This is a genomic window from Proteus sp. G2674 (genome assembly GCF_009915195.1).
GTDB classification, from domain to species: Bacteria; Pseudomonadota; Gammaproteobacteria; order Enterobacterales; family Enterobacteriaceae; genus Proteus; species Proteus mirabilis.
In genome coordinates this window covers 88,726-101,185 of record NZ_JAABLS010000017.1, presented here as the reverse complement: position 1 = coordinate 101,185, position 12,460 = coordinate 88,726, and the positions used below count along the sequence as shown (strand labels likewise).

Annotated in this window: 9 protein-coding genes; 7 read left to right on the top strand and 2 right to left on the bottom strand. The window is 39.1% G+C overall.

Annotation, left to right across the window (positions count from 1 at the left end; translation table 11 throughout):
- Nucleotides 1-17 precede the first annotated feature (17 nt).
- Entirely contained in the window at nt 18-941 is a 924-nt protein-coding gene (locus GWI58_RS07870; RefSeq protein ID WP_004244263.1) for an SPFH domain-containing protein, read from the top strand.
- Between the two features lie 2 nt (nt 942-943).
- Nucleotides 944-1,465 carry an NfeD family protein gene (locus GWI58_RS07865; RefSeq protein ID WP_004250295.1) on the top strand — a complete coding sequence of 174 codons (522 nt, stop codon included), beginning with the start codon at nt 944-946 and terminating at the stop codon, nt 1,463-1,465.
- Here the strand turns inward: GWI58_RS07865 and cueR are convergent.
- Nucleotides 1,431-1,832: a Cu(I)-responsive transcriptional regulator gene (cueR, locus tag GWI58_RS07860; RefSeq protein ID WP_004244266.1), complete on the bottom strand. Its 402-nt coding sequence runs from the start codon at nt 1,830-1,832 to the stop codon at nt 1,431-1,433. The genes GWI58_RS07865 and cueR overlap by 35 nt on opposite strands.
- A gap of 134 nt (nt 1,833-1,966) precedes the next feature.
- Here cueR and copA point away from each other — a divergent pair, with 134 nt between their 5' ends.
- The 4 genes from copA to ybaK all read left to right on the top strand — a co-directional run bounded on the left by copA (nt 1,967) and on the right by ybaK (nt 7,987).
- Nucleotides 1,967-4,921: a copper-exporting P-type ATPase CopA gene (gene copA, locus GWI58_RS07855; protein WP_161769061.1), complete on the top strand. Its 2,955-nt coding sequence runs from the start codon at nt 1,967-1,969 to the stop codon at nt 4,919-4,921.
- A 335-nt stretch (nt 4,922-5,256) separates the two neighbouring features.
- A complete protein-coding gene (locus GWI58_RS17830) occupies nt 5,257-6,525 on the top strand; it encodes a YadA C-terminal domain-containing protein (protein WP_237611673.1) in 1,269 nt (422 codons plus the stop codon).
- A 125-nt stretch (nt 6,526-6,650) separates the two neighbouring features.
- Entirely contained in the window at nt 6,651-7,460 is an 810-nt protein-coding gene (locus GWI58_RS07845) for a TraB/GumN family protein (protein WP_036895510.1), read from the top strand.
- A gap of 47 nt (nt 7,461-7,507) precedes the next feature.
- Nucleotides 7,508-7,987: a Cys-tRNA(Pro)/Cys-tRNA(Cys) deacylase YbaK gene (gene ybaK, locus GWI58_RS07840; protein ID WP_036895511.1), complete on the top strand. Its 480-nt coding sequence runs from the start codon at nt 7,508-7,510 to the stop codon at nt 7,985-7,987.
- A gap of 121 nt (nt 7,988-8,108) precedes the next feature.
- Here the strand turns inward: ybaK and ushA are convergent, their stop codons facing one another.
- Entirely contained in the window at nt 8,109-9,773 is a 1,665-nt protein-coding gene (gene ushA / locus GWI58_RS07835; RefSeq protein ID WP_036895513.1) for a bifunctional UDP-sugar hydrolase/5'-nucleotidase UshA, read from the bottom strand.
- An 888-nt stretch (nt 9,774-10,661) separates the two neighbouring features.
- On the opposite strand from ushA, the gene ybaL reads away from it, so the two are divergent.
- Nucleotides 10,662-12,422: a YbaL family putative K(+) efflux transporter gene (gene ybaL / locus GWI58_RS07830; RefSeq protein WP_161769060.1), complete on the top strand. Its 1,761-nt coding sequence runs from the start codon at nt 10,662-10,664 to the stop codon at nt 12,420-12,422.
- Nucleotides 12,423-12,460: the final 38 nt, after the last annotated feature.

The window sequence follows — 12,460 nt, the reverse complement described above, 5'->3', positions numbered from 1 at the left end:
AGGCTAAGGACAGATACATGGAAATAGTTATTGGTATTATTATCTTATTCGCCATTATTTTAGTTTTAAGTGGTGTAAAAACCGTTCCACAAGGTTATCAGTGGACTGTCGAGCGTTTTGGACGTTATACACGTACCCTTGCTCCAGGCCTTCAACTCCTTATTCCATTTATTGACCGTATTGGTCGTCGTATTAATATGATGGAACAAGTATTAGATATCCCTTCTCAGGAAGTGATTTCTCGTGATAACGCCAATGTCAGTATTGATGCGGTCTGCTTTATTCAAGTTATCGATCCAGTAAAAGCTGCTTATGAGGTGAATAACCTAGAGCTTGCAATCATCAATCTAACGCTAACCAATATCCGTACTGTGTTAGGCTCTATGGAACTGGATGAAATTCTTTCACAACGTGATCAGATCAATAGCCGTTTATTACTGATTGTTGATGATGCAACTAACCCTTGGGGTATTAAAATTACCCGTATTGAAATTCGTGATGTGCGCCCACCACAAGAGCTTATTTCTGCCATGAATGCGCAGATGAAAGCTGAGCGTACTAAGCGTGCTGATATTCTAGAAGCAGAAGGTATCCGTCAAGCGGCAATCTTAAAAGCGGAAGGTGAAAAACAAGGGCAAATCTTAAAAGCAGAAGGTGAACGTCAGTCTGCTTTCTTACAAGCCGAAGCCCGTGAGCGTGCAGCAGAAGCGGAAGCAAAAGCGACGCAAATGGTATCAGAAGCTATCGCTAAAGGGGATATGCAAGCCATTAACTACTTTATTGCACAAAAGTATACTGATGCCCTGTCACAAATTGGTTCTGCCGATAACAGCAAAGTTGTGATGATGCCATTAGAAGCCAGTAACTTAATGGGTGCAATTGGTGGTATTTCAGAATTATTAAATACCAAAAAAAGTGACTCAGGTAACAAGAGCAATTAATGATGATTGAATGGATTAGTGCTCAGCCAGCACTTTTCTGGCTTTGCCTTGGTGTCTTACTATTAATCGCCGAAATGCTAGGCACTGCAGGCTACTTACTATGGTCTGGTATGGCCGCATTATGTGTTGCATTAATCGCATGGATCTTACCTATTGGTTGGCCCATTCAAGGTATTCTATTTGCATTACTCACCGTTATTAGTGCGATCCTTTGGCGTATCTGGCTTAAACGCAAAAAGTTATCCAAAGAAGCAGAAAACCTAAACCAAAAAAGTCACCAACTTATTGGTATAAAAGCAGTTTTGTTATCGGATACTGAAAATGGTTTTAGTCGTATAAAGCTTGCTGATGGGAGTTGGCGAGTCTATTCTGACACGCCCTTAAAAGCAGGTGATACAGTCAAAGTGATTGCTATTGATGGTATCACCTTGCACGTCACCTCATTTTCTCCCACCACTCGCTCGGCATCATCAACACAGCATGCTGCTGTTATTGATGATGACAACAACCAGAAAGATGATTGATGATAGGGCATTCCGCCCCATCATCGCCAGGGCATTCATTTGCTAATAAGAGAAGCCGTTGACGAATAGCATTTAATTCGTTAATGGTTTTCTCTATCTCAGCCACTTTCTTTAAGGTTGCCTCTTTCACATCAGCACTGTGACGTGAGGGATTGCGTAATAACATCAGCAATGAACGACACTCTTCTAAACTAAACCCGACTTCACGAGCTTGCTTTAACAGTGTTAATTCTTCGATATGTTGCGGTAAATAGTATCGATAGCCATTTTCACCTCGATGAGGTGGGGTTATCAGATCTTTTTCCTCATAAAAACGGATTGCTTTTGTCGTCAAACCGGTTTTGGTTGCGATTTCACTAATATTCAAAATTCCCCCTTGACCTTCCCCTTGCGGAAAGGTTTAGCCTTTATCTCAGATAAGAAAAAACCTTTTCAAGAAAGCAAGTTATCCCATATTACGCCATAATAGAGGTAATCGCTTTTTATTTGGAGATATTGACCATGGCAAAAACTACGCTACTCGCACTACAAGGGCTTTCATGCTCCCACTGTGTTAACAGTGTAAAAAAATCACTTGATGCCCGCAATGATATAGAACAGTCCACGGTGACTATTCAATACGCTAAAATTGACAGCGACGCAACTGTTGAAAGCTTAATCAAAACCATTGAAGAAGCCGGATATGAAGCTCATTTAGCCACTCAAGCTGATGTAAAACTAAGTTTGAGTGGGCTTAACTGTATGAAATGCGTTGGTAAAACAGAAAACGCGTTGTTAGCTGTTGACGGTGTTGTTGCGGTCAATGTAGACAAAACATCGGCTGAAATTTTTGGTACAGCAAACGCAAAAGATTTAATTGCCGCCGTTGTTGCTGAAGGTTTTGAAGCCTCATTAGCAAACGAAGAAGAAAATAAACCAAAAACTATTGAACTGACTTTATCAGGCTTAAATTGTGGTCATTGTATCAATTCAGTGAAGAAAGCTCTTGAAGGGACTGATGGGGTAGAAAGTGCACAAGTGGAATTAACTCATGCCACAGTAACAGGTACGGCAAACACAGAGAGTGTGATCACAGCCATTCAAGATGCTGGTTATGATGCAAAATTAGCAGGAGCCAACCACCCAAAAACTGAGCCGCTGACGCAAACGGATGCACAACTGGAAGCATCGTCAGCGGCGGTTTGTGATATTCCAGTAGAAGAAGCCATCCTTGATAATAATGATGCTGATATCAGTATCGATGATGATAGCACGCAGTTATTAATCGACGGTATGACTTGTGCAAGCTGTGTTAGCAAAGTACAAAAAGCCTTACAAAGTGTTTCCGGTGTTGAAAATGCACGTGTTAATTTGGCTGAACGTAGCGCACTTGTAACCGGTCATGTTAATCATGATGACCTGATTAATGCGGTCGAAAAAGCGGGCTATGGGGCAGAAATTATTCAAGATGATGTAAAACGCAGAGAGCGTCAACAAGAAGTTGCTGTCGCTAATATGAAGCGTTTTCGCTGGCAAGCAGCCTTAGCCTTAGTCGTTGGTATTCCTGTAATGGTATGGGGAATGATCGGCGATAATATGATGTTAACGGAAGCTAATCATAATATCTGGTTAACTATCGGTATTATTACGCTTGTTGTGATGATAGCTGCAGGTGGGCACTTTTATCGTAATGCGTGGCAAAGCCTAAAAAACGGCAGTGCCACCATGGACACGCTCGTTGCGTTAGGTACAGGGGCTGCTTGGCTCTATTCAATTAGTGTTAACTTATGGCCTGAGGTGTTTCCTGCCCAAGCAAGACATCTCTATTACGAAGCCAGTGCGATGATCATTGGTTTGATAAACCTTGGTCATATGCTTGAACAAAGAGCCCGTCAGCGCTCTTCTAAAGCATTAGAGCGTCTATTAGACTTAACACCACCAACAGCAAGAGTAGTAACGGATAATGGCGAAGTTGAAATGCCATTAGCGGATGTGAAACAAGGTATGATCTTGCGTTTAGCAACCGGTGATAAAGTTCCCGTTGATGGTGAAATCACCCAAGGTGAAGTGTGGATGGATGAGGCAATGCTCACCGGTGAGCCTATTCCACAACAAAAAAGCCTTGGTGATACCATTCATGCAGGTACTACCGTGCAAGATGGCTCAGTGCTGTTTAAAGCTGCAGCAGTAGGCAGTCAAACTACCCTTGCCCGAATTATCAAACTGGTACGTCAAGCACAAAGCAGTAAACCCGAAATTGGCCAATTAGCGGATAAAATTTCCAGTGTATTTGTTCCTATCGTCGTCGTTATCGCGTTAATAGCAGGGGCAATTTGGTACTTTTTTGGTCCTTCACCACAAATTACTTATGCACTCGTTATTATTACAACGGTATTAATTATCGCTTGCCCTTGTGCTCTAGGATTAGCGACCCCCATGTCGATTATTTCAGGTGTGGGACGTGCCGCAGAATATGGCGTATTAGTGCGTGATGCGGATGCTTTACAACAAGCAAGCCAATTAGATACCTTAGTTTTTGATAAAACAGGTACCTTAACAGAAGGCATGCCACAAGTGACTGAGATCCACACATTCAATCAGATAAGTGAAGCTCAAGCGCTAGCATTAGCAGGCGCACTAGAAAGTGGCTCTAATCATCCATTAGCAAAAGCGATTTTAACCAAAGCTGAAGGTATTAAATTACCGCAAATAAGCCAATTTAGAACTCTTGCAGGTATGGGATTAAGTGGTGAAATTGACGGCAATATTGTGCTGTTAGGTAATCCTAAACTAATGAAAGAATCTGGCATTGATATAAGTGAGATAAACGCCTTAATAGAAAACCAATCAGCGAAAGGGGTAACCCCTGTCTTATTGGCGCAAAATGGGAAAATAGCGGCCCTACTTTCTATTCGTGATCCACTACGAGAAGATACCGTCAGTGCATTACAGCGTCTACATCATCAAGGTTATCGTTTGGTCATGTTAACTGGAGATAACCCTATTACAGCCAATGCGATAGCTAAAGAAGCGGGTATTGATCAAGTGATTGCAGGCGTTATGCCAGAAGGTAAAGCGCAAGCGATTAGTCAACTACAGGCAGAAGGTCGTCGCGTAGCAATGATTGGGGATGGTATTAACGATGCCCCAGCACTGGCTAAAGCAGACGTTGGTATTGCGATGGGAGGGGGCAGTGATATCGCCATTGAAACCGCGGCCATTACCTTAATGCGCCATAGCTTACATGGTGTTGCTGATGCGGTTGAGATCTCAAAAGGCACACTGCGCAATATGAAACAAAACTTGTTTGGTGCATTTATATATAACAGTTTAGGCATTCCTATTGCTGCCGGTATCTTATATCCTTTTACCGGTACATTATTAAACCCTGTGGTTGCAGGGGCTGCCATGGCCTTATCATCAATCACTGTCGTCAGTAATGCCAACCGATTATTACGTTTTAAACCGAAAAAATAGTCGCAATTAATCAGTCAAATACAGCCTCTTCTATCTTTAGATACCAGAGGCTTTTTTATTATCCAGAGAGAATTATCATCATTTCAATAAGTTAAAAAAAAGCCGATATTACTATCGGCCAGTCAAAGAGGAATTTTTCATTATACAAGAGAGTCATCACTCCGCCCTCTTAACGGTAGAATAGCAATTTATTATCAATAATTCATTATATTTTATTATTTATAAATATATTCATTAATAAAAATTAAAAGGCGTTTTATTTATAGTGATTTAAAAAACATTTTATAAAATAAGCCACTTATTTTTATACTTTATATTTTTATAAGGACTTTTTAATGAATTATAATAAATTATTTCTTATTTCTTTATCTTTAATTTATTCTGCAAATGTTTTTTCTAATACGGATAGCCCATCACCAAATGTGGGTAATTCAGTTGAATCAAATCAAGAAATACAGGATCCAAATAATAATTTTAATTCTAAAAGGAAAGAATATGTAGAAAGAGTAGTATCTTCTTTACCGCAATATGAACATGCGCAACAGCCTATAGAATTTAACAGTTATATTACCCCTATTCACAGAACAAGAAATTCAGCTGATATGGACTATATTGTTGCCGCCCCCATTTTCGATGAAATTATAGCCTCATTAACTAAAAATAGTGATTCTACAGTTCATCCTCCACAAGCTTCTGTTGGATTAAATATCTCAGGGGCTACAATTGAACAAAAAAAAGAGATGTTGCGTTATTTAAAGGATAAAAAATCAAAAATTATTGATTTATCAAAAAGAGCAAACAATCAACATAGACAGTCTTTAGAAGTCTTAAATTCTAATATAGATTATTTTATACAACATATTGAAAACAATATAAATAGAGGAAACGAAAGCGGTGAAATTATTATTACAAGGAATGATTCAATCAAAGAACCATTAAATGAACTCTTTCTCAAAAAAAATATAGCAAGCTTACATGAGTTAACTGATATGAAAATGTCCTTTGATGATAGCTTATTAAGGCTAGATTCTACATTAAATCAAACTAGTACAGAGTTAGCTGACACAAGAACAGACTTAACTAACACAAGAACAGAACTTAGTGAATTAGACAAAACAGTAAAAAAACATAGAGAGGATGTAGAAGAACAAGGAAAAGAAATTACTCAAGTTAAACAAACTGCTGGCACAAACAAAATATACGTAGATAAATACCTAGTTAATGATTTCGATGTTAATGAGCAATCTAAAAGTTTAGTTGGTCATCTTGGCTCTTTATATGCAGGAAATAAGTCAAACACAGATAATATTAATGCCATTAGAAATGATCTTAGCCATTTTAAAAATGAAACCAATAATCGTTTCTATAAAGTTGAAAAGCGCGCTAATCAAGGGATTGCCTCTGTTGCAGCGATGAGTAATTTACCTTTTAATGATGCAGCAACCTTTAGCACCGCAATGGGTATCGGTAATTATCGTAATGCCACAGCATTTGCATGGGGAATGCAATACCGTATCAACGAAAATGTTAAAGTTAAAGCCTCAACCGCTTGGAATGACGCTAACAATTGGGTCTCTGCGGGGGGGATCGGTATTAGTTGGTAATATAAATTTATAAATATAGCGGTAAAGATAAGGAAAGCTAAGTAAAACTCAGTTTTCCTTGTTTTATTCAATACAAAATCCGTTATGCTACAACCTTGTGGTTTATCCCATGAGGAGCGTATCAAATGAAGGATATAATACAGAAAATCAAGCAATGGATCGGCATACAGAAAACATCTTATTACCCCTATCCTGCTATTGATATTTCACTCCCTAATCATGTCTCTTTACATCTTGTTGGTAGTATCCATATGGGCGTGCCAACGATGTCACCATTATCCAATGTGCTGATTAATAAAATAGCAACAGCGGATGCGGTTATTGTCGAAGCGGATATTTCAACCGAAACTCAGCCCTTTGATCAACTATCGTTATTGCGAGAGCCATTAGAAAAGCGAGTAAATGAAGCACAACTTGCAACTATCATCAGCCATTGTGATCTTCTTTCTATTCCACATTACCAAATTGATGATAAACCACTGTGGCAAATCGCGCTGATATTACAATCAACCCAAGCGATGCAACTTGGATTACAACCACAACACGGCATTGATTATCAAGTTATCCAACAAGCCAATAAACAACAAAAAGCGATTATAGAGCTAGAAGGTATTGAGCGTCAGGTCGCATTATTATTAGATTTTCCACAAGATGGTGCACAATTACTCGAAGATACGCTAAAAAATTGGCATGAAAACGCCCGGGCATTGCAAATTATGATCAATTGGTGGTTAAATTATACCAGTGAAAAGCACCCTTCTCCTTTGCCAAATACTTTTAGCAAAGCGGTATTTGATATTTTAATGGAAAAGCGCAATCAAGTCTGGGCAACAACGCTTTCTAATCTTCCAGCAGGCCACTATGTTGTCACCGTCGGTGCTCTTCACTTATTTGGTGAAGATAATTTAGTTGATCGATTAACTTATCAAGCATAACAAGATCACGTTCACCATTGCTCTCACCTTATTGAGTAGGAATAATTATGACTCCCGCAGTGAATTTACTGGAAAAACAAAAAATTAAATTTACTCTTCACCCTTATGAACATGATGCGAATGTACATAACTTTGGTGATGAAGCCGTTGAAAAGTTAGGACTAGATAACCGTCAAGTGTTTAAAACGCTTCTCGTTGCGTTAAATGGTGATGCTAAAAACCTAGCCGTTGCGGTAACACCAGTATCAAGTCAACTTGACTTAAAACGAGTCGCCAAATGCCTTAAAGCTAAAAAAGCAGAAATGGCCAATCCACAAATAGCACAAAAAGTAACAGGTTATTTAGTCGGCGGTATAAGCCCATTAGGACAAAAAAAGCGCCTTCCCACGGTGATTGATGAGCAAGCACTTAAGTTTGACACTATCTATGTCTCAGGAGGTAAGCGAGGGCTGGATATTGAACTAACGGCTGAAGATTTATGTTCAGTATTAGGTGCACAATTTGCCTTGATCCGTAAAGAAGATTAAGAGTAACTGATTGCTTATTTTAGGCTTTTATATCAACCAAGCTGCCAATAAGAAATTAAATAACAAAAGGCGACATCCTGCCGCCTTTTGGGAATTATCTATTGTATATTTTCAATAATTACTATTTTTTATACACAATCTCGCCTTGCGGTTCAAAATCAGCCGCTTTTAGTGGTGAATGTTTTTCGATATAACCTTTTAGCACTTCTGCATCAACAAAGCCGGTATTTACATATCCTGGGTGTGAATCAATCTTAGGATAACCATCACCACCAATACCGTTAAAGTTTAATGTCGCCATACGATAATTTTTAGTTTTATCTAATGGTTTGCCCGCAATTTTTACATCACTCACTTTACAATCTGCATCTACGGTTAAACTTACATTGTAAAATTGTGCATAAGCGCCTGAATCTACTTTCATGCAAGCAACTGCGGATAGGTAAGGTTCAACTTCTTCACCTTTGAAATCAACATAGACGAGTTCGTTAGCAAAGGGTTGTACTTTTAATACATCTTTATAAGTAATATCGCCAGATTCAATCGAATCACGTACACCACCACCACTCATAATGGCAAAATCAGCATTTGCACGCTCCGCCTGAGCGGATAACAGTAAACGCGCCATATTCGTTTGTTCAAAACGAACTTTGCTACGATCGCCTTCTAATTTACCAACAACTTCCCCGACTTTCACATTCAATTGCTCACCACCTTTCTCTTGATAAGGGGTCAGTAATTTCATCATTTCAGGGTTATGAGGGATCTCCTCTGTGTAGTAAACTCGCTCAGTGGTTCCATCTTCTTTTTTCACTTTCTTATTTAAGTTAATTGGAATTAACTGATAGTGTTTTAATGTGAACTCACCATTACGGAACTCAAAATCAGCGCGACCTACATATTTACCCCATTCATGGGCTTGAACAATCCATGTGCCATTTTGATTATCTGGAGCGCAAGGCGTGCCGGGAACATAATCTGCTTGTTTGTAGTTTTTATTCTCTTGAGACATACACACCGGATCTTGTGAGTGTCCACCAACAATCATATCTAAATAGCCTTTCGGCAAAGCACGCGCCATTTCAACATCACCCGGTGCATTAGAGCCATGATTACCATCGTCATAATGCCCCATATGGGTAGCAGCGATAATAATATCGGGTTTTTCTGTGATACGTAATTCTTCAACGACTTTTTTCGCTTCATCTGCCGGTTTACGGAACTCAGTATCAGGGAAGTTAGCAGGATTACCAATACGCACAGTATCATCGGTAGTTAAACCTAATACCGCGATTTTCACTCCTTGTTTATCAAAAATAGTATAAGGTTTAAATAAACGTTCACCGGTACTTTTTTGATAAATATTCGCAGAAAGGAAAGGGAAAGTAGCCCATTTTTCTTGTTGGCGCAGCACTTCGAGTGGATTATCAAACTCATGATTACCCAGCGCCATAGCGTCATAACCCACAAGATTCATCCCTTTAAAATCAGGCTCTGCATCTTGTAAATCAGATTCAGGAACCCCCGTATTAATATCACCTCCAGACAGAAGCAATACGCTACCGCCATTTTTAGCGACTTCATCACGAATATTGTCAACGACGGTTTTTTGAGCAGCTAAACCGTACTCGCCATGATCATTGTGCCAAAAGTGACCGTGATGATCATTAGTATGTAGGATGGTAATTTGGTAAGTTTTATCTTTTTCCCATGCCTGAGACATCACAGGCGCCATTGCTAAAGTCACTGTCAGTGCGCATGCAGATAATTTAAACGATAAGCTCATGGTCTATCCCCATGTATATTATTTATTGAGAAGGCTCTGCCCTGTATTCACAGTAGAAAAAGCAGAAAGAAGTAAATAGTTTTACTGTGTTTTATGACGTAGGTTATATATTTTTATTATTATTTCATTGTTCCAATAGTTTTTTTGAGACATCAGTCAAACTCTATTTGCTATAAATGGACTTGACGTAAAATAGATATGGACGACACTAATAACAATAGCAATAACTTATTAACAAAAAAGCATACATTAAGTTGTGATAACAAATTTTTGGCTATTTTTACTCCATTATAGGTAAGAACGACTATAATTTAACTTAAAAAATAAATTTCAGTTATGAACATCTCGGGGACAATGTTACCCGTTCCCCTATCGCAAAAACAAAGTCTGCTTATTGATACTATGTTAATCACAGCATTTTCTACTGTGTAGCATGGTGCTCAATAGTTATTCACTACTGAAATAACCATAGTTAGCATTTTTTATTTTATCTGAGTTTTACTTGGGTCAATATGAGGGATACTCGTCTTAGCGATTGCTCTCTAATTTAAAAAACATTGAACATGTTGAGCCTAATGACACTTATCTATCTTTATTGATTATTTCCATGCTTTTTCTTCACCAGATTATGACCAATAAAGCTAAATAAGTTGTATTTATTTTTACAACTCACAACCAATCTAAATACTCTATATCAAGCTTATACAAAGAATAACTACCAAAAATAACACAGAAACACTCAGTTACATTATAAAACTAAATCAAATTGCTATTTTTATAAAAATTCAATAAATTTTAGCGAATTTAGCGCTTAGATACGTTAAACTAATACCCAGCTGTACCACTCGCCCCCCGATACATGTAGTTTAATAACAAGAAGGAGAATTGATGCCGCATTCAACCCCCCTCATTACCACCATTGTTGGTGGATTAGCACTTGCTTACATCTTAGGCATGATTGCTCAACGGCTAAAAATCTCACCTTTAGTAGGATATCTTGCTGCGGGTGTGCTCGCTGGCCCATTTACCCCCGGCTTTGTTGCTGATACCTCTTTGGCGCCTGAGCTTGCTGAAATCGGTGTTATCTTACTGATGTTTGGCGTAGGTTTACATTTTTCTTTAAAAGATCTAATGGCTGTAAAAGCTATCGCGATCCCCGGTGCCATAGCACAGATTACCGTTGCCACCTTATTAGGGTTAGGGTTATCCACTTTCTTTGGCTGGGGTCTATTTAGTGGCATTGTCTTTGGATTATGCCTTTCAACGGCAAGTACTGTGGTATTGTTACGCGCACTCGAAGAAAGAGGTTTAATTGATAGCCAGCGCGGTCAAATCGCTATTGGTTGGTTAATTGTCGAAGATCTCGCTATGGTATTAGCCTTAGTATTACTACCTGCTATTGCCAATATGCTTGAAAGTAGTGACCAAACAAGTATTTCACAGTTATTAATTAACTTAGGTATCACTATTGGTAAAGTGGTTGCCTTTATTTTAATTATGATGATTGTCGGTCGTAAGCTTATTCCGTGGATCTTAGCTAAAACGGCTGCCACTGGCTCTCGTGAGCTTTTTACCCTATGTGTGTTAGCACTAGCTTTAGGTATCGCTTACGCAGCAGTGACGCTATTTGATGCTTCTTTCGCATTAGGCGCTTTCTTTGCCGGAATGGTACTTAATGAGTCTGATCTCAGCCACCGAGCAGCACAAGATACTTTACCTCTACGTGATGCCTTCGCCGTTCTGTTCTTTGTCTCTGTCGGCATGCTATTTGATCCTATGGTATTAATTGAGCATCCTCTAGGCATTTTAGCCACACTTGCGATCATTATTATAGGTAAATCCTTAGCAGCCCTAGTGCTCGTTCGTATGTTTGGGCATTCACGCAGAACCGCATTAACCATTTCAGCCAGTCTTGCGCAAATTGGTGAATTTGCCTTTATTTTAGCGGGAATGGGGGTTGCACTAAATGTTTTAGAGCCAGATGCACGTAACTTGGTTCTTGCGGGCGCCTTAGTTTCTATAATGCTTAATCCTGTTCTCTTCTCTTTGTTAGACCGTTATCTAGCAAAAACAGAAACCAAAGAAGAGCAAGAGCAACTTCAACAAGAAGAGATGGAAGAAGAGATGCCAGTGCCTGTCGATATTTGTGGGCATGCGATTATCGTCGGTTATGGTCGTGCAGGTAGTATGCTAGCTGAAAAGCTACAACCGCAAGCTATCCCATTGGTCATTATTGAAAATAGCCGTAATAAATTTGCTGAGTTAAAAGAAAAAGGCTTAAACGCCGTGCTCGGTAATGCTATGACCAAAGAATCACTGGCATTAGCGCGTGTTGATTGTGCTAAATCGCTACTACTGACCATTCCTAACGGTTATGAAGCGGCAGATATCGCAGAAACGGCAAGAAAAATGAATCCTGATCTCAATATTATCGTTCGTGCTCATTTTGACGATATTATTGTTCGTGCTAACTATGATGAAGAAGCTTCCTTTATTCTTGAGAAAGGGGCAAACCATGTGGTTATCGATGAAGATCAGACCGCCTCTGCAATGGCTGAGATGCTAATAAAAGAAGTCGAGTTTGGTTGTGCCATTGATGACACACCTGAAGAGGGTCAACAAATTATTGCGCCCAATGCAGCGCAATAATAGAGATTTATGTTTAAAATAAAGGATTAACAAACTAA

Bases quoted from the DNA above. Each gene is read 5' to 3' on its own strand.
- GWI58_RS07870 (WP_004244263.1), top strand. From the start codon at position 18: ATGGAAATAGTTATTGGTATTATTATCTTATTCGCCATTATTTTAGTT.
- GWI58_RS07865 (WP_004250295.1), top strand. From the start codon at position 944: ATGATTGAATGGATTAGTGCTCAGCCAGCACTTTTCTGGCTTTGCCTT.
- copA (WP_161769061.1), top strand. From the start codon at position 1,967: ATGGCAAAAACTACGCTACTCGCACTACAAGGGCTTTCATGCTCCCAC.
- GWI58_RS17830 (WP_237611673.1), top strand. From the start codon at position 5,257: ATGAATTATAATAAATTATTTCTTATTTCTTTATCTTTAATTTATTCT.
- GWI58_RS07845 (WP_036895510.1), top strand. From the start codon at position 6,651: ATGAAGGATATAATACAGAAAATCAAGCAATGGATCGGCATACAGAAA.
- ybaK (WP_036895511.1), top strand. From the start codon at position 7,508: ATGACTCCCGCAGTGAATTTACTGGAAAAACAAAAAATTAAATTTACT.
- ushA (WP_036895513.1), bottom strand. From the start codon at position 9,773: ATGAGCTTATCGTTTAAATTATCTGCATGCGCACTGACAGTGACTTTA.
- ybaL (WP_161769060.1), top strand. From the start codon at position 10,662: ATGCCGCATTCAACCCCCCTCATTACCACCATTGTTGGTGGATTAGCA.